This window comes from Pontibacter fetidus (assembly GCF_010119545.1).
GTDB lineage: Bacteria > Bacteroidota > Bacteroidia > Cytophagales > Hymenobacteraceae > Pontibacter > Pontibacter fetidus.
This window is the reverse complement of record NZ_JAAEAA010000012.1, coordinates 1-19,363: the sequence shown is the minus strand read 5'-3', so window position 1 is coordinate 19,363 and position 19,363 is coordinate 1. Positions and strand designations below refer to the sequence as shown.

Genomic DNA, 19,363 nt, shown 5'->3' with positions numbered 1-19,363 from the left:
CTTGGAAAATAAAGTAAATCCTCAGGATGCAGGTTTTGATATTCAGAAGCTACTTGCAAAAGCTTTGCAGTATTGGTATTGGATATTAGCATCTGTTTTGATTGCAATTTCGATTGCTTTTTTGATAAATAGGTACACCATTCCATTATATGAAGTGAAATCCTCTGTAATGGTGGTTAAACCTGTAGATCAGGGAGCTTCTGCAGCTGCATTATTGTATGGAGCTGACGTATTTCAGGGTTCACAGGAGCTTTCCAATGAGTCAATCCTGATAAAAACAAAGGCTTTGGTAAAACAAACGCTTCAAAAGTTAGACTTTGATGTAACACATTACCAACAAGGGAATATCAAACTATCGGAAGCGTATAAGGGCGCTTCACCTTTCTCCGTAACTTTTGATTCCTCTTCAATAAATATTCCCTATGGTGTTCTCTTTAGATTTATACCATTAGATAATAATAAATATGAGCTACAGACGGAGGATCTAGCCTGGAATAATCAGTTTAGTGCTAAACAGTTTCTATCCGGATCTACATATACTGTAAATGGTTTTACCTTTACAGCTATTATAAAGAACAATATTCCAACAGAGGAACCAAACGAGTTATTATTCAGAATTAATCAGCCTGAAGAATTAGCTAATTATTATGCGTCTGCATTAAATGTATCAGAAATGCCTGGCGGCGCTTCTGCTCTTGTTTTAAAACTTTCGGGTACTACACCTGAAAAGGAAAAAGATTTTCTTAATGCTCACATGCAAACGTATGTTGAGCATAATCTTAATATTAAAAATACAAATGCAATTAATACGCTCAGTTTTATTGATGAGCAACTACAACAAATAAGTGATTCCCTTTACTTTATTGAAAGCAGGCTGGAGACCTTTAAAAAAGATAACTCAAGGCTGAGTCTAAGTAGTGAAGGAGGTAAGATTGCCGGAAATATTCAGGATCTTGAAAAGGAAAAGGCAGTTCTACTGGTTAATGACAGATATTATAATTACTTAAAACGGTATTTAAGGAACGATTCAAAAGAAGAAAATATAGTTGTTCCTTCAAACTTTGGAATAAATGACCCCGTTCTCAACCAACTGATCGGGGAATTTGTTAAAATCCAGTCTGATATTGAAGTTTTAAGGAAGAATGAGAACCAGGCCAATCCCATTTTGTCAAATGAATTAAAATTAAAACAGCGGCAATTAGCAGAACTGAGGTCAAATCTTCTTGAAAATATAAGAAGTATAGAATCAGCAAATAATATTGCTTTAAATGAATTAAACAAGCGTATTTCAGATGCTTCCGGGCAATTACAAAAATTACCAACTGCTGAAAGAAAATTAATTAACATCCAGCGTTTATATAGCCTCAGCGAAAACCTGTATGTTTTTCTAATGGAAAAACGTGCAGAAGCAGGTATAGCTAAAGCTGCCAATACGTCTGATGTTACTATCTTAACCGAAGCGCAGGTTTCTGCTCAGATTGCTCCAACAAGTTCTAAAAACTATACTACAGCGTTGCTGTTAGGCCTGGCTATTCCGCTGGCATTCATATTTGGAAAAGACTTTTTTAATAATAAAATCAGTACTGTTGAAGATATTAAAAAATTTACTGCTCTCCCTGTACTCGGGATGGTGGGACATAACAAAAAAGGTAGTTCCAGCCTGATCGATCAAAGCCCTAAATCTGCATTAGCCGAAGCTTTCCGTACAGTTAGGTCCAATTTGCGCTTTATGTTAAATGCGGATAATGAGAGCGGCAAGATATTCGTTATTACTTCTTCTATCAGTGGTGAAGGCAAAACTTTTTCAGCAAAAAACTTGGCGTATATTTTCGCAATCTCCGGGGAGCGTACTTTGCTCATTAATGCAGATATGCGTAAGCCAAATAATAACACGGATTATGGTGTTACCAGCAGGGTTGGTTTAAGTAATTTTTTAGCTGGCTTTGCTGGTTTAGATGAAATAATCCATCAGACCATCCAGGAGCATTTATCTATTCTACCTTCCGGAGATATACCTCCGAACCCATCAGAATTACTATTGAATAAGCGAATGGATGAACTGCTTCTAAAACTCCGGCAAGAGTTCGATTATATTATTATTGATACGCCGCCCGTTGGTATACTATCCGATGGCTTAGAGTTAATGCAACAGGCTGATGCTAATATTTATATGGTGCGTCAGAATTACACGTTAAAGTCATTCTTAACCAATATTCAGCAGCAATACGTGTCAGGGAAGATCCAGAATACAGCCATTCTGTTTAACGATGTTGATTATCGTAAATTAAATTACGGGTATGGCTACGGCTATGGCTACGGTTATGGATACTATGCTGATGATATGGAACATCAGCCTTGGTGGAAACGGTTTAGATTTTAAATTATATTTTTGATACCACCAATTTGCCTTATTCACCGTAAGGAGAAACCAAAAAGAGCAAGTATCATACAATTTTCAATATTTCTTAATTTACTTCTTTAGCAAGTAACATTATCATCCTTAATATGGAAAAAAACGCAAAGATCTACCTAGCCGGTCACAGGGGCATGGTAGGTTCGGCTATCTGCCGAAAACTACAGGCAAATGGCTATACAAATCTGTTAACTAAAACATCATCTGAACTAGATTTAAGAGACCAGAATGCAGTAGCTTCTTTTTTTGCGGACGAAAAACCTGATTATGTTTTTCTGGCCGCTGCAAAAGTAGGAGGCATTCATGCAAATAATACTTACCGTGCCGATTTCCTGTATGATAACCTGATGATTGAAGCCAATATCATTCATTCAGCGTACATAAATCAGGTTAAAAAGCTTATGTTCCTGGGTTCATCCTGCATTTATCCTAAGTTAGCTCCGCAGCCTCTTAAAGAAGACTATTTGTTAACCGGTCCCCTGGAACAAACCAATGAACCTTATGCCATAGCCAAGATTGCAGGCATAAAACTGTGTGAGGCTTACCGTGACCAATATGGTTGTAATTTTATAAGTGTAATGCCTACTAACTTATATGGTTACAATGATAACTATGATCTGAATAACTCTCATGTGTTACCGGCCCTGATCCGTAAGTTCCATGATGCCAAAGAATGCGGTGCGAAAGAAGTAGTTGTCTGGGGAACAGGCACTCCTAAGCGTGAGTTTCTGTTTGCAGATGACCTAGCAGAAGCATGCCTTTACCTGATGGAGCACTACAATGAAAAAGAGTTAGTTAACATAGGTACAGGGGAGGATATCTCTATAAAAGACCTGGCACTACTAGTAAAAGAAGTTACCGGTTTTGCGGGTGAACTGGTTTTCGATACCTCCAAGCCGGATGGCACACCCCGTAAATTAATGGACGTAAGCAAGTTACATAACACAGGGTTTAAGCATAAAGTTGACCTGCATGAGGGTGTACAACTCGCTTACCAGGACTTTAAAGAAAAGCATGCAACACACGAAATCCTTTAATTCAATAAAGTATTGTATTAAATATAATTTAAGTATAAAACCTTTACCTTAAGTATAAGTATAGAGCATCTTAGATATACTTATCCCTATTTTACATAATCAAATATAATGAAGACAGCCCTTATAACCGGTGTAACCGGACAAGACGGAGCATATTTAGCCGAATTATTATTAAGCAAAGGATATAAAGTTCACGGCTTAAAACGTCGTAGCTCTATGTTTAACACTGATCGTATCGATCACTTGTACCAGGACCCGCACGAAAAGAATATAAACTTTAAACTGCATTACGGTGACCTGACCGATTCAACCAACATCATCCGCATTATTCAGGAAACACAGCCTGATGAGATCTATAACCTTGCAGCCATGAGTCATGTGAAGGTAAGTTTCGATACGCCTGAGTACACTGCAAATGCTGACGGAATAGGAACACTAAGAATCCTGGAAGCAATCAGGATATTAGGCTTAACCGAGAAAACGAGAATTTACCAGGCATCTACGTCTGAACTTTATGGCCTGGTGCAGGCTGTTCCTCAGTCCGAGACAACGCCTTTCTACCCGCGTTCTCCATATGCCGTAGCTAAACTGTATGCTTACTGGATAACTGTAAACTATAGAGAAGCTTATAATATGTTTGCCTGCAACGGTATTCTGTTCAACCACGAATCACCGCTAAGAGGCGAGACTTTTGTAACACGTAAAATAACAAGAGCCGCATCCCGTATTGCCCTTAAACTACAGGACAAACTATACCTTGGTAACATGGATGCCAAACGCGACTGGGGCCATGCTAAAGATTATGTGGAAGCCATGTGGCGCATTCTGCAGCAGGACATACCAGAGGACTTTGTTATTGCAACAGGCGTAACAACGACCGTACGCGATTTCGTGAAAATGTCGTTTGCTGAAGTTGGCATCGAAATTGAGTATAAAGGCGAAGGTATTGACGAAAAAGGCTATGTTGCTGCCTGCAATAACCCAGAGTACCAACTGGAGATTGGTAAGGAAGTTGTTTGTGTAGACCCTAATTATTTCAGACCAACTGAAGTGGAGCTTCTAATTGGTGATGCAACAAAGTCTAAGACCAAACTGGGCTGGGAACCAAAATACGACCTTGCTGCCCTGGTAAAAGACATGATGCAGGCCGACATGGAGCTCTTTAAGCGTGATACGTACCTGATGGAAGGCGGCCACCGCGTGCTTAACTACCACGAGTAATCAGGTATATACACCTCTTTGCATCTTTAAGACCTGTAAGCGTTTTAATTTGCATTTAATATAATTATACAAATCCACCTTTACCTTTCCATCTGTTGGGAGTTACGCTAAACTGTACAATTCCCCTCCTGGGAGGGGTAGGGGTGGGTTTTCTGCTTATAATAGCGCAAATGATTTGTGCGTTACATTACTAATTACCCAAAAGGAATGATTAAATTTATACTCATTTTAGGGTAATTTTAACGAAACCGAATACCACCTTTTTTGATGAAAGAACAAGACGAAGACTGGACCCTGGTCATAAAGCCAAGCTCAGGTCTTTTTGATTTACAACTAAAGGAAGTCTGGCGCTACCGGGATTTGTTACAGATGTTTGTACGTCGCGATTTTGTAGCGGTTTACAAGCAAACCATTCTGGGGCCGATCTGGTTTTTCCTGCAGCCGCTTTTTACAACAATTACCTTCACGATCGTTTTTGGTAACATAGCTGGTATCTCCACCGACGGTATACCCGGACCATTGTTTTATATGGCGGGTATAGTTGGCTGGAATTACTTTTCTGAATGTCTTACTACAACTTCCAATACATTCATCCAGAATGCCAATATTTTTGGTAAGGTATATTTCCCAAGGCTGATCATACCCTTATCTATAGTAGTATCTAACCTGCTGAAGTTTGGCGTACAGTTTATCTTGTTCCTGGCATTGCTGTCCTATTTCATGTTTACTGGTGCAGATGTGCAACCAACCTGGGCAATGGTGCTGGTGCCTTTCCTGATCATCCTTATGGCGGCTTTAGGTTTAGGGTTTGGCATGCTGATTTCCGCCATGACCACCAAGTATCGCGACCTCAAATTCCTGATAACATTCGGTGTGCAGTTGGCTATGTATGCCTCTCCTGTAATTTATCCGCTTTCAACGCTTCCTGAAAAATATAAGCCTTTTATTTTAGCCAACCCTATGACAAGCATCATCGAAACTTTCCGTTATGCTTTTGTTGGAGAGGGTTCTTTTAACTGGATGTATTTAGGGTATTCTACTTTATTTGCTTTCGTTGTGTTAGCACTAGGTATTGTAGTGTTTAATAAAGTAGAGAAATCATTTATGGATACAGTTTAACCTTATGAGCGATACTGTTATTAAAGTAGAGAACCTGTCAAAGCAATACAGGTTAGGAGAGTTAGGTACAGGTACTATCTCTCATGATTTGAACCGTTGGTGGCATAAAGTGCGTGGTAAGGAAGACCCATACCTTAAAATTGGTGAAGTAAACGACAGATCTACTAAAGCTATAAGTAAGTATACTTGGGCACTTCGCGATATTAACTTTGAAGTTAAACAGGGGGAGGTATTAGGTATAATAGGGAAAAATGGCGCTGGTAAATCAACACTTCTTAAACTACTATCAAGAGTTACTGCACCAACTACAGGAACAATCAAAGCAAAAGGCCGTATTGCTTCACTTTTAGAGGTAGGTACTGGTTTTCATGAAGATCTGACAGGACGTGAAAACATATTTTTAAATGGAGCTATTTTGGGTATGACCAAATCTGAGATACGCACTAAGTTTGATGAGATAGTAGCTTTTTCTGGTACAGAGCGGTATATTGACACACCTGTAAAGCGTTATTCTTCTGGTATGCGAGTAAGACTTGCATTTGCAGTAGCAGCACATCTTGATCCTGAGATTTTGATTGTTGATGAGGTATTAGCTGTAGGTGATACTGAGTTTCAGAAAAAGGCTATTGGTAAGATGCAGGATGTAAGTACTAAAGAAGGTCGTACTGTTTTATTTGTTAGCCATAATATGGCCGCTATTTATCAATTATGCAATAAAGGTTTACTATTAAGTAACGGTCAATCCATATCAGAAGGTCCTATTGAACAAGTTTTAGATCATTATACTACTCTAACAAGTACTATGGTTTTGGAGAGCCAAATAAAGGGTAATTTAAATATTGAATTATTAAATATTGAATTATATACTAATTATACTAATAAATCTTCAAATGAATTTTTAATAGGATATCCCGCAGAATTTAAGTTAAAAATCCAAGCAAATCATTCAGCTCAAAATATAGAGATAGGGATTAACTTCAAGAATAATTTTGGAGAACTAATAAGTCATATCACTAGCCTAGATTCAGGTAGGACATTTTCTTTAAATGAGGGTGAGGTTATAGAAATGGTATTTAATTTGACAAGTATTGATTTTAGCCCTGGACTTTATTGGATTGATGTATTTATAATGGATAATGGAATTCTTCTCCATGGAATACATGATATTTTGTCTTTTTCTGTGTTGAACTCTAATAAGGTTAAAAGGCCAGGTGGTTTTCCTCAACATGTTAAATTATTTACTGAAGCAAACTGGAATATAATTTCTTTAACATGATATACGATTGTTTTATTTTTAATTCTGAGTTAGATCTTCTTGAATTGAGATTAAATTTCTTAGAAAACCATGTAGATTATTTTGTTCTAGTTGAATCCAAAAGAACACTTTCTGGCAATTCTAAACCACTTTTCTTTTATGAAAATAGAAGTAGATTTAATAAGTTTAAAGATAAGATAATTTATTTAGAAGCACCTCTAATGCCCAACTTACCTAGCTGGGAATATGAATATTTTCAAAGAAATTATATAAAAGAAGGTTTAAAAGAATGTCACCCTAATGATATAATATTTTTGTCTGATGTTGACGAAATTTTGAACCTGCCTACAATTTTAAGAGATGCTTGTTTTAAATTACCAATATTGATTGAGCTTCCTGTTTATTATTATTTTATTAATTTGAAATCAAACTGTAGTTATAAAGTTAACTTAGCTGCAAACTATAGAGACATTAAAAATATACCCATTGGCGACCGCAAAAGTTATTACAAATCAATAACTCAAACTGTTCTATGTACTTCTGATTGCAAAACAGGTTGGCATTTTAGTTATTTGTTTGGTTTTAATTTAGATAAGTTTATCGAAAAAATAGAATCTTTTTCACATCAAGAATTTAATAATTTATATTATCTGGATAAATCAAGGATATTAAGGTGTATTCAAAACGGTATAGATTTATATGAAAGATATGAGATAAATTATTCGTTTAAATCCAGTGAGGATTACGCTGAATTAAAACCTTTCATTCTAACTTCTGAATTAAATAATTTGGTATTTAGGCCAAGTTTATTTACTAGATTTAATCCCATAAATATAATTTTCAGGTTTAGGATAAAAACATTACCGCTCATTAGAAATATACCTTATACTTTAAATAAAATGTTATTAAACATACTTAAAGTAAACTTAAATAAAATGAAATATGGAATTAAAAGAGGAATATATAAATAAACCAGAATCATATTATTCTCATAAAAGGGTAGAATTATATCCTTTTATACCAGAAGGAATTAACAGAAGTGTTGATATAGGCTGCTCTAATGGTTCTTTTAGTTATAACATTAAGAATGTATTTAATATTGAAGAAGTATGGGGAGTTGAGCCAAATTATTTTTCAGCAAATGAAGCTAAGAGTAAACTATTTAAAGTAATCAATTCAGGAATAGAAGAAGCGATAAATGAATTACCAAAATGCTATTTTGACTGTGTTTTTTTTAATGATGTGCTCGAACATCTTATAGATCCAGAATGCATTTTAAAAAAGATAAAAGAAAACATTACAAAAGACGGGTTCATCTTTTGTTCAATTCCAAATATTTTACATTTTACTACATTATATTCTGTAGTGATAAATAAAGATTGGAAATATGAAAATGAGGGTATATTAGATAAAACCCACCTCCGGTTTTTTACTAAAAAAAGTATAATTAGAATGTTTGAGGAATGTGGGTATAAAGTCATAACTATTAATGGTATAAATCCTCACATGAATTCTAAATTACGAATTTTAAATTTCCTAACTGCGAATAGGTATGAGGAGATGAAATATTTACAATTTGCAATTTTGGCTACACCAATTATATAAAAAATAGAAGGTTTTGAAAGATCTTGCGATTGTTATTCCAGCTTATAAAGCTAAGTATTTGCATGATTGTTTAAATTCTATATCAGAGCAAACATGTAAAAATTTTACTGTCTATATAGGTGATGATAATAGCCCGGAAAATTTAAAGTCTATTGTAGATGGTTTTAATAATAGAATTGATTTAATATATTATAAGTTCGAGGAAAATTTAGGAAGTTATTCTTTAGTAAAGCATTGGGCTAGATCTATAAGTTTAACAATCGGAGAGAAATGGCTATGGTTATTTTCTGATGATGACTTAATGAGTAAAAACTGCGTTGAAAGTTTTTATAATTCATTAGTTACAAATCCAGATAGTAATTTATTCCGTTTTAATCTGAGAAAGATAGATAAAGATGGTAGAGAGATTGGGGAATTAATTCATTATACTGATGAAACAGGTTGGGAATATGCCTCAGCTTATGTTGCAGGTAAAAGGTTCTCAACTGTAGTTGAATATATATTCTCAAAATCTACTTATAACAACTGCAATGGTTTTGTAGAATTCCCGGCAGCTTGGGGAAGTGATATAGCTTCTTGGATTAATTTTTCAAAAGAAAGCAAGATCGTTACAATCCCAAATGGTCAGATTTATTGGCGATTAAGTGGTACAAACATTTCATCTAATTCTGGTTTTTTTAGAAATGAGAAATTTCAGGCTGATTATTTATTTGCATTATGGCTAAATAGTATTTCACAGAAATATTCTTTGTCTTTTAAAGTTACGAATTGGTATTTGAATAGACTGAGATTATCAGAAATGAGATTATCGCTGATTAAATCTTTAACTCACTCATTTAAGCTTGCAACAGGTTTTAAACAAAATCTTTTACTTATATTCCTTTACACTTATTTTTTCAAGAATTCAATAGGTATAAAAGTTAGATTAAGAATTGATAAAATCTTATACCCTAATTCTATGACTACATGCCTAAAGAAATTTTATTTATAACTCCTGATCCACCTGTTCCACCAAGTGGGGGGGGCAGGAGATCTTATCACCTTCTAAAAGCGGCTGCTAAGGCAGGTATTGTTGACTTAGTTGTTTTGTGGCGTTTATCCTCTGAGGCGAAGTCACTTTTAAATAACTTTGTACGTAATATTTTACATGTAAAGCAAAACCAATACGGTACTAAGAAAACAATATTAAGAAAGATTGCAACATTAGTCGGTATCTTATTGCCCTTAATCTTGTCCGATTATGAATTTAATTATCTTATAAATTATGTATTTGTAAAAGAGAAGCTTACTCATAGAGCTATTAGTTTTTGGTTAATAAATTGGTATCGATTATTAATTAAGCTTAGCTTAATTAATACTGTTTTGCCAGCCAGAAGCTATGAACGCTATTTAAATTTTCAACTTATCAAGCCTGAACTTCAAAAGTTAGTTAATTCAAAAACTTATGATTTAGTAATTATAGACTTCTCTTACATAGGGTCTCTTGTATTTCCTGTTATAAAAAATATTCCTTTTAAGATTGTCAATACACATAATATTGAAAGCCAGTTTTATAAGCAACTGCTATCAGAAAGTGACATTCATTCACAAAAATATAGGCATAAGCTTAATCTGGATTTAATGAAGCAGGTAGAAATTGAAACTATAAACAATGCTGATTTAGTTTTTACTTGCTCTTTAATAGATAAAAAAAAGTTTTTAGAATTAGCTAGCAATGCAAATATAAAAGTAGTCCCTAATGGAGTTGATATTAATTTTTTCAAAGCAGTTTCGTTATCAAAAGATGATGTTGTTGATAAGATAATTCTATTTACTGGTGATATGGGTTATAAGCCTAATATTGATGCTGTTATTTATTTTGCTAGGCAAATACTTCCAGATTTACTTTTACAAATACCCAGTATTTGTTTTGTGATAGCAGGCAGAAATGCAGCAAGCACTACAAAGTATATAAATTTAAATCTACCTGTAAAAATAATTGATTCTCCGGAAGACATGAGACCTGTTTACAACAGTGCTGATTTATGTGTTGTACCTCTAAGATATGGCAGCGGCACTAGGCTTAAAATATTGGAAGCTTGGGCTATGAACAAAGCGGTTGTGAGCACTACTATAGGAGCTGAAGGTTTGGATGTTAATGTTTCAAACATCACTTTGGCTGATACTCCTGAAGAATTTATTAATGCTTGTTTAGCAGTTCTATCTGATAAAGAATTAAAAGTTAAATTAGGTTCAGAAGGTCGTAAGACTATAGAAACTTCTTATAACTGGAAGCAAATTGAAAGTGATGTTAAAACTATGTTGCAAGAAATTAAATGAAAGTTGCAATAGTAACACGAAATGGTAATAATAGTCCGAAAGTATTAGCTTTAAGTCTTCAGTTTATGTTTTCAAAACTGAATGTAACAGCCGATATTTTAGAAATTTTTGACACGTTTGCTAGAGCCTTTCCACTTTTGTCTGAAACCAGGAATAAAGCTAAATTACACTTTAAACTTTATGAAAAGGTTTCTAATTTATTAAGGGACTATCGCAATTTTTCAAAATTAGGGGAATATAATTTAATCGTTTTTTGTGAGTGTACACCAAACGGTTTTTGGAGGAATTATTATAACATAGAGCATTTAAAAAAACTATATCCTGAAATGCCGTTAGCATTTTATGAGGTTTATTATTTAGGAAACGCTCCTACACAAATTGTAAAACTTACACAAAATAATGACCATAGTATTGAAAGGTATGACTGGCACTTTGCAGTTTCTGATGTAACAGAGATCAAAAGTAATCCAGATAATTCTTGGAGCAAAATTGGGTTAGATATTACATATACAGGATTAAGTCCCGTTATTAAAAATGAATTTATTGTAATCGTAGATTTTGAGCAATCAGGGTACAAAAAATTAAGACAAGCACAACTTGATTTACTTCATAAACTTAATATTAAATATATCTCTTTAGAGAGTAGGTACGAAATCCAGGAAATAAGAGAGATTTATAAACAAGGTGTAATATTATTATTGCAATCTCCTGAGGCATTCGGATTGCCAATAGCAGAATGTCTGGCCACTGGCTGTATGGTAGCCACACCAACAAGCGCTTGGCCCATGGCATGGCGAAAAGGTGAGAATTTGCAACCTGGTGGTGAAGGCGAGTTGCCGGATTGCTTTATTGTGTACAAAGATATACATGGGCTTGAGAATCAACTTTTTCGTCTTAAAAACAATTACGATCCTGTTGAAACGCCAAAAAATGTTTTTAACACGTTCTATAATCATTACCCTTATTTTTACGAAGGGGATCTTGATGCACTATCAAAATCATTAAAAGCCATTCTTAACAATTAAGTCTGTGGCTAAAATTTTACATATCATACCTTATCGAAACTTATACCCGCCTCAAAATGGAGGGGCTTTGCGTTGTTTTAATTTGCTTAAAGCTTTAGCTGCAGAACATGAAGTTGATGTAATAGTATTTCAACCAAAGGTGGAGTTTATTAAATCAGGTCCATTTTATTTACCCGAAAATGTAACCATTTATAATCCCATTAATAACGAGCCAAGCAGTTTACTTCATAGATTTATTCCTGACCGTATAGCTGATGCTATTGTTTACAGATACTTAGTACGTTCTTTAAAAGGGCCTGCTGATAAAACGCTACTAAAAATATACTCCATCCTAAGTCAATTATTAGATTCTAAGAATTATGACGTTATAATTTTCGAGCATTTACAAAGTATGATGGCAGCCAAATACATTAAAAAGAAGTTCCCGCATGCTAAACTTATATTAGATGCTCATAATGTTGACCATATACTATTGGCAAAAGAAGCTGAAACAAAAAAGCAGAGTGAGCTAATGTTACGTGTTATTAGAAGAACAAAGAAAATTGAAAGTTCGCTTAATGATTTTATTCATGCTTTTGTTGCCTGCAGTAGCAAAGATGAACAAATATTGAAGAATATCAATATGAAGGGTTCATTAAAGAGTACGGTCGTTCCTAATGGAGTTGATTTAGATCTAAAACCTTATCTTGATATTAAGAAGCTTGGTAATGGTATCATTTTTTGTGGCCACTTAGATACTGTGGCTAATCGCGAGGGTTTACTATGGTTTTGTAATAGCGTTCTTCCTTTGGTTATAGAACAAAGACCTGATGCATATTTAACAGTAGTTGGACAGGGTAACGAAAGCAAAGCATTTGACACCTTAAAAAGTAAGGACGGTATTGTTTTTACTGGGCGTGTAGATAGTGTAGTGCCATATTATTATGAGAATAATGTTGCAGTTGCCCCACTCACATTAGGTAGTGGTACACGTCTTAAAATTTTAGAAGCAATGTCATTGGGAAATCCTGTAGTATCAACTACCATAGGTGCCGAAGGCGTTGATTACCCGACAGGCACTATACTACTAGCAGATGAGCCAATTAAGTTTGCTGGTGCTATTTTAAAATTGTTGGAAGATGCATCACTTGCTGAAAAACAAAGAAAATTGGCAAGAGCGTTTGTAGAAGATAGTTTTTCCTGGAACAAGATTGGAGATAAAATGAATCACTTTTTAAAAAGCTTAGCAACAAATGAAAAATAATGATCCGTTGATAAGTGTTTTAATGACATCTTATAATCGTGAAAAATATATTGCTAAATCAATTGAAAGTATATTTGCTTCAACATATACTAACTGGGAACTAATAATACTGGATGATTTCTCTAAAGATCGGACTTTTGAAATAGCTTTAGAATATTCAGTTAAGGATTCTCGAATAAAAGCTTACCGCAACAAAGTAAATCTAGGCCAATTTAGAAACCGGAATGAGATAGTAAAGTATTCGAAAGGAGAATATCTTAAATACCTTGATTCTGATGACTTACTGTATCCTTATGGTTTAGAGCAGCTAGTTTACTATATGGAACAGTTTCCTGAAGCAGGTTATGGATTATGTTCTATAAAGCAGGATGATCAACTAATATATCCTTACCAATTAACCCCGGAACAATCTTACAAAGCTCATTATTTGCAGGGTAGAGGTATATTTAATAAAGCACCTTTATCTTCCATATTCAGGCGTAAAGCATTTACTGATATCTGTGGCTTTCCACACGAAGCAGTTTCTGGAGACTTTGCTATGTGGAATCACATTGCTTGCTATTATCCTGTTGTTTTGATGCCAGAGGGTATTGTATGGTATAGAGCACATGAAGAGCAGGAAATGCAGAAAACAAGAGATAATTATTTAGTGGAATTTGAATACCTTAAAGTTGCTGAATATTATTTAAAGTCTAATTATTGCCCGCTTTCTGAGTATGATAGGTTAACCTGTTTAAAAAACAATTATAAACAGCAAAAGAAGTTTATTATCAGTAAAACATTGCGGAATGGTTTTTTTGCCGGATTTAATTTAATTGAACATTATAATACTGAGGCGAAAATTAATTCAGCCTTTTAATTACACAGGAGTTGAACGACAATTTAGAAAACACCGATTATATTAATCTTTCATTCAGGACAAAAGTTTCTTAGTTACAAACTTTAATATGTTTCAAATTGCAGCTTTATTAATAAAGTATTTTGTCTTGAAAATAGCAAAGAATTTACAATGGCTTTTCTTATTAAACAAGACTATCCGGGGTAAAAATCTAAAACTTAGTTTCCCCTTTATAATTGAAGGTAAAGGAAAACTAAGTTTGGGAAATAATTCTAAGATTGGTAGTAATGTAAAATTTGGCATTGGGAAAGGAAGTAAATTTGAAATTAGTGAGAGTACTACAGTTGAAAATGGGGTAGCCATAGCTTTAGCTGATAATTCTTCTTTTTTTATAGGAAAGTTCTGTCAAATAGGGCAAAATAGCAGACTATATATACATTCTGATTGGGAAGTCCATTCTTATGCTAAAATCGCTTCAGCATGCTCAATATTTGCTCGTGAACCGCATACAAAAGGTAAATTAGTGATTGGGCAAGGCTCAAATATTGGAGATGCTTCTACTATTGATGTGTCTGACAATGTAATTATAGGAAAAGAAGTTGCACTAGGTCCAAGTTGTATCATCTATACCCATGATCATGATTACAAAACTGAATCTAACGCAGCTTGGAACGGCCCATTAAAATTAGGGAAAGTACTAATCGAAGATGGTGCTTGGATTGGTTCTAGGGTGATTATACTACCTGGTGTCAAAATAGGAAAGCGTGCAATTGTTGCAGCAGGCTCTGTTGTTACAAAGGATATTCCAGATGGCAGTTTATATGGTGGGATTCCCGCAAAATGTATTAAAGAAAATTATTATAAACAGGAGTAAATTTTGATAGCTTTATCCTTATACTGAATCAAACCTATATTTAGAAAACTTTTGGTTAATTTAATCTTATATTTTACAACTTGTCAAATATTATATTGCTCTATCTACTGAAATTTTAATAGATATAATTGGTTATCAATTATAATAAAGCTATTCTATATAAATATAACTAATTAAAATGAAAATTCGCTTTGCCATAATTGGTTGTGGTCGTATTGCCCGGCGTCATGCCGAACACATACAAAATAACGGAAAGCTTGTAGCAGTTTGTGATACAGATAATGCGAAATCGGAAGGGTTAGGCGCTCAGTTTCAGGCCGCTTCATATAGCTCGGCTGATGAAATGTTACAAGCTCAACAAAATAATATTGATGTAGTAGCAGTATGCAGCCCAAATGGTTTACATGCACAACATACCATACAGGCTTTGCGGGCAGGATGCCATGTGTTGTGTGAAAAGCCAATGGCTATAAACGTACACGATTGTGGTGAGATGATTAAAGAGGCGGAACGTGCAAATAAGCGGCTCTTCATTGTTAAACAGAACAGGTATAACCCACCTGTAGCTGCTGTAAAACATGTAATAGATGAAGGCCGCCTTGGCAGGATCTATAGCGTACAATTAAACTGTTTCTGGAACCGGAACGAGGCTTATTACGCCAATTCCTGGAAGGGGACTAATCAGCTTGACGGCGGCACTTTATATACACAGTTCAGTCATTTTATAGACTTATTGTACTGGATGGTAGGCGATGTAAAACAGGTACAAGCTTTTACCGGCAATTTCGGACATCAGGGTATTATTGAGTTTGAAGATAATGGGGTAGTAGCTTTACAGTTTTACAATGGCGTGATCGGAACTATAAATTATTCGGTAAACAGCTATGGCAAAAACATGGAAGGTTCCCTTACCATTTTCGGGGAGAAAGGTACAGTAAAAATTGGAGGCCAGTACCTGAATGAACTGGAGTACCAGCAGATAGAAAACTACGAAATTAAAGACCTGCCTGCCGGAAATCCTCCTAATAGTTATGGACAATATTTTGGCTCTATGTCGAACCATGATAAGGTTTATGCCAATGTGGTAGATGTGCTTTCTAATGGCGGTATTATAGCCACCAACGGCTTTGAGGGCTTAAAAACTGTTGAGATAATTGATAAAATATATACCCAGGCTATAAACTTAAAATGAGTTATATCAAAAAGGAAGTTTGTGTTAGAGATGTAACTTTCGGGAAAGATGTTACAATTGTAGAGCCTGTAAATATTTATGGTTGCACCATTGGAGACAATACTTTTATAGGACCATTTGTAGAGATACAAAAGGATGTAACCATAGGAAATAATTGCCGCATTCAATCACATAGTTTTATCTGTGAGCTTGTTACTGTAGGTAATGATTGTTTTGTATCCCATGGGGCTATGTTTATAAATGATTTGTTTGCTGGTGGCGGTCCCGCAAGAGGGAACAAAGCCTTATGGAAAAATACTGTAGTTGGTAATAATGTATCTATAGGTACAAATGCCACCATACTTCCAGTAACAATATGCGACGATGTAGTGATCGGGGCCGGTGCAGTTGTTACAAAGGATATAACAAAGCCTGGTATATATGCAGGAAACCCTGCCCGTTTAATTAAACTTTTATAAACATGAATGTACCTTTTGTAGATCTGCATGCGCAGTACCTGACCATAAAACCTGAAATTGATTTTGCTATTGAAAATGTTATCCGCGAAACAGCTTTTATTGGCGGTAAATATGTAAAGTCGTTTGAAAATGCCTTTGCAGAGGCTTACGGCGTAAAGAATTGTATAAGCGTGGCAAATGGTACAGATGCCATTTACATAGCCTTGAGGATGCTTGGAGTAGAACCCGGCGACGAAGTAATTACGGTAGCTAACAGTTGGATATCTACTTCTGAAACTATATCGCAGGCTGGTGCTACTCCTGTTTTTATAGACATTGACCCGGTACATTATACTATAAACCCTGACCTGATAAGAGATAAAATTACTGCGCGCACCAAGGCAATAATTCCGGTACACCTCCACGGGCAGATGGCAGATATTATTGCTATACAAGCTATTTGTGAAGAATACGGGTTATTTTTGATAGAAGATTGCGCACAGTCTCATTTTTCAGCTTTTGAGGGTAAATATGCAGGCACCTTCGGAGATGCTGCTACTTTTAGCTTTTACCCGGGTAAGAACCTGGGAGCTTACGGTGATGCCGGTTGTATACTAACCAATAATGATGCCCTTGCCGAAAAATGTCGTATGTATGCCAACCATGGTGCCCTGAAAAAACATCATCATTTAATGGAAGGTATTAACAGCAGGCTGGATGGAATGCAGGCAGCCATACTGGAAACTAAACTTAAGCATATACATTCCTGGACGCGCAAGCGTATTGATAAAGCTTCCCTGTATTCTAAACTTTTAGAGGATTTGCCAGGCATTAACCTTCCAACAGTAAGGCCGGAAACAGAGCACAGCTTTCATATATATGCTATCCGTACAAACTACCGTGATGAACTAAAGGAATACCTGGCGGAAAAAGGTATTGAAACAGCGATACATTACCCGACAGCATTACCTTTGTTGCCTGCATATGATCACCTTGCGTACAAGCCTGAAGATATACCGGTTGCATCTTGTTACCAGCATGAGCTTTTATCGTTGCCTTTGTATCCGGAGTTGACAGAAGAGCAACAAATGTATGTTACAGATGCGGTAAAGGAATTTATGCTTACAAATGCTGCGAAATAAAACCATACTGCTTATATCGCCTCAGCCCTGGGGCGATATATTCGTATCTAAACACCATTATGCAGTTGAGCTTGCAAGCAGGGGCAACAAGGTGATATTTCTTAATCCCCCTAATGCGAATGCCCCTGTGTCTTTTAACTTATTAGATGTTGCGGCAAATATTCAGGTACTTACTTTCAGACCCTTCTTCAATATCTCATGGCGTTTTAAATTCAGACCTGTTTTTGATTTGCTTATGAGATGGCAGGTGAATAAGGTAATGAATTTTTTAGATCACATTATTGATGTAGTCTGGTGTTTTGATCCTAATATCTATAGCGATCTTAACTGGTTTGGCGCTAAGTATAATATATTCCACCCTGTAGATCCAATTGTTTATCATTATCAAGTTAAACCTGGTAATTCTGCGGATATTATTTTCTCGGTTTCTGAAAAAATACTCTCTGCTTATAAAGGGCTAACAACGCCAGCGTATTTTATTAACCATGGTGTAAGCGAAGTTTTTGCAAAATTGGCAAAACACAACCTTACTATTTTACAAAGCGGAAACTATAAGATAAAGCAAAACCAGCCAATTAAGGTAGGGTATGTTGGAAACCTGCTCAGGTCCGAGGTTGACAGGCCTTTGCTTTTACACTTAATTGAGAAACACAAAGATGTAGAGTTTAACCTTTGGGGGCCTTATACTTTTAACAATAATAACCTTGCAGGAGCTAATACTAACGATACTGTTTTATTTATTGATAAACTGAAGAATGCGCCTAATGTAATACTCCATGGCAAAGTTACTGGCAGCGATCTGGCTACGCAGATCAGCAACATGGATGTTTTTCTGTTACTATATAACCTGGCTCATGGCACATCTGACAGGTCAAACTCGCATAAGATTCTGGAGTATCTAAGTACTGGTAAAGTAATAGTATCTTATAAGATAGATACTTACTTAAACTATAGACACTTATTAGCCTTTGCAGATGAAGACACTCAGGAAAGCTTTAGCGCTAAATTTGAGGAGGTGATTACAAGTTTAGATTTTTGGAATAAAGCTGAATTACAAGAGCAAAGGGTGGGGTTTGTTTTACATAATCGTTATACAGACCAGCTCGATAGAATTTGTAGAGTTGTATTAAATAAGAATTAGTTGTCTTAAAAATCAATTACATGTCATCAGAAAGCTTAGATTTAACAAGGGGGGATTACTCTTTTTCTGAAAAATAAATGATATGCTTCACACTCAAACATAGGTTTTTGTGATGTTTGATTTAAAAGATTTTACTCACTATTGTAGTTAGAGAAAAGCTTTACTTTTAGTTATTGAATTAGTGAAGTAAGAAATCTAAACTTAATATAAAATCCTTATGGTAATAATTGCTTTTATAGTTTATCACCATATACAATATTTTTGTCCACAATATCTATGATTAGCAAATTCACCTAATGAAGATTGATAAAATTCTTATAATTGGTTCTTTTGGACAAGGAGCGCTTGAAAACTTTTATAGCGAATCATTTAAATTATTGAGGATACAAGTTTTCAAATATGATATTCAGACCCCATTTAGAAGATATTTAGGAACTTCTATTTTAAATAAAGTAGCCTACAGGTTAGGATTTTCTAATAAGTTCCTTGATAATATAAATGA

The 19,363-nt window shown here is 35.1% G+C and carries 18 protein-coding genes; all 18 read left to right on the top strand.

The window, feature by feature from the left end:
* Position 1 precedes the first annotated feature (1 nt).
* Entirely contained in the window at positions 2-2,380 is a 2,379-nt protein-coding gene (locus GWO68_RS10405; protein WP_162346387.1) for a GumC family protein, read from the top strand.
* Between the two features lie 125 nt (positions 2,381-2,505).
* Complete coding sequence (gene fcl, locus GWO68_RS10400) at positions 2,506-3,450, top strand: GDP-L-fucose synthase (protein WP_162346386.1); 945 nt, start codon at positions 2,506-2,508, stop codon at positions 3,448-3,450.
* A gap of 108 nt (positions 3,451-3,558) precedes the next feature.
* On the top strand, positions 3,559-4,671 hold the full coding sequence (gmd, locus tag GWO68_RS10395; RefSeq protein WP_162346385.1) for a GDP-mannose 4,6-dehydratase: 1,113 nt from the start codon (positions 3,559-3,561) through the stop codon (positions 4,669-4,671).
* 267 nt (positions 4,672-4,938) lie between these two features.
* Positions 4,939-5,790, top strand: coding sequence for an ABC transporter permease (locus GWO68_RS10390; RefSeq protein WP_162346384.1), 852 nt, complete (start codon positions 4,939-4,941; stop codon positions 5,788-5,790).
* Positions 5,791-5,794: 4 nt separating this feature from the next.
* Positions 5,795-7,066 carry an ABC transporter ATP-binding protein gene (locus GWO68_RS10385; RefSeq protein WP_162346383.1) on the top strand — a complete coding sequence of 424 codons (1,272 nt, stop codon included), beginning with the start codon at positions 5,795-5,797 and terminating at the stop codon, positions 7,064-7,066.
* The gene (locus tag GWO68_RS10380; RefSeq protein WP_162346382.1) at positions 7,063-8,016 is read left to right on the top strand and encodes a glycosyltransferase family 17 protein; all 954 of its coding nucleotides are present in this window, start codon (positions 7,063-7,065) and stop codon (positions 8,014-8,016) included. The genes GWO68_RS10385 and GWO68_RS10380 overlap by 4 nt, the downstream gene beginning before the upstream one ends.
* The gene (locus tag GWO68_RS10375) at positions 7,988-8,650 is read left to right on the top strand and encodes a class I SAM-dependent methyltransferase (protein ID WP_162346381.1); all 663 of its coding nucleotides are present in this window, start codon (positions 7,988-7,990) and stop codon (positions 8,648-8,650) included. The genes GWO68_RS10380 and GWO68_RS10375 overlap by 29 nt, the downstream gene beginning before the upstream one ends.
* Positions 8,651-8,663: 13 nt before the next feature.
* Entirely contained in the window at positions 8,664-9,641 is a 978-nt protein-coding gene (locus GWO68_RS10370; RefSeq protein ID WP_162346380.1) for a glycosyltransferase family 2 protein, read from the top strand.
* On the top strand, positions 9,617-10,969 hold the full coding sequence (locus tag GWO68_RS10365) for a glycosyltransferase family 4 protein (RefSeq protein ID WP_162346379.1): 1,353 nt from the start codon (positions 9,617-9,619) through the stop codon (positions 10,967-10,969). The genes GWO68_RS10370 and GWO68_RS10365 overlap by 25 nt, the downstream gene beginning before the upstream one ends.
* The gene (locus GWO68_RS10360) at positions 10,966-11,994 is read left to right on the top strand and encodes a hypothetical protein (protein ID WP_162346378.1); all 1,029 of its coding nucleotides are present in this window, start codon (positions 10,966-10,968) and stop codon (positions 11,992-11,994) included. Before GWO68_RS10365 ends, GWO68_RS10360 begins: the two co-directional genes overlap by 4 nt.
* A 4-nt stretch (positions 11,995-11,998) precedes the next feature.
* A complete protein-coding gene (locus GWO68_RS10355; protein WP_162346377.1) occupies positions 11,999-13,237 on the top strand; it encodes a glycosyltransferase family 4 protein in 1,239 nt (412 codons plus the stop codon).
* Positions 13,227-14,096, top strand: a complete 870-nt coding sequence (locus GWO68_RS10350) for a glycosyltransferase family 2 protein (RefSeq protein ID WP_162346376.1) — start codon at positions 13,227-13,229, stop codon at positions 14,094-14,096. Before GWO68_RS10355 ends, GWO68_RS10350 begins: the two co-directional genes overlap by 11 nt.
* A gap of 88 nt (positions 14,097-14,184) precedes the next feature.
* Complete coding sequence (locus GWO68_RS10345; RefSeq protein ID WP_162346375.1) at positions 14,185-14,949, top strand: acyltransferase; 765 nt, start codon at positions 14,185-14,187, stop codon at positions 14,947-14,949.
* A gap of 178 nt (positions 14,950-15,127) precedes the next feature.
* A complete protein-coding gene (locus GWO68_RS10340) occupies positions 15,128-16,141 on the top strand; it encodes a Gfo/Idh/MocA family protein (RefSeq protein WP_162346374.1) in 1,014 nt (337 codons plus the stop codon).
* Entirely contained in the window at positions 16,138-16,599 is a 462-nt protein-coding gene (locus GWO68_RS10335) for an acyltransferase (protein ID WP_162346373.1), read from the top strand. Before GWO68_RS10340 ends, GWO68_RS10335 begins: the two co-directional genes overlap by 4 nt.
* Before the next feature lie 2 nt (positions 16,600-16,601).
* Positions 16,602-17,720: a DegT/DnrJ/EryC1/StrS family aminotransferase gene (locus GWO68_RS10330; protein WP_162346372.1), complete on the top strand. Its 1,119-nt coding sequence runs from the start codon at positions 16,602-16,604 to the stop codon at positions 17,718-17,720.
* Positions 17,707-18,861, top strand: coding sequence for a glycosyltransferase family protein (locus GWO68_RS10325; protein WP_162346371.1), 1,155 nt, complete (start codon positions 17,707-17,709; stop codon positions 18,859-18,861). The genes GWO68_RS10330 and GWO68_RS10325 overlap by 14 nt, the downstream gene beginning before the upstream one ends.
* A 296-nt stretch (positions 18,862-19,157) precedes the next feature.
* Positions 19,158-19,363 (top strand): hypothetical protein (locus GWO68_RS17830; RefSeq protein ID WP_235942016.1); only part of this gene is annotated, 206 nt, incomplete at its 3' end.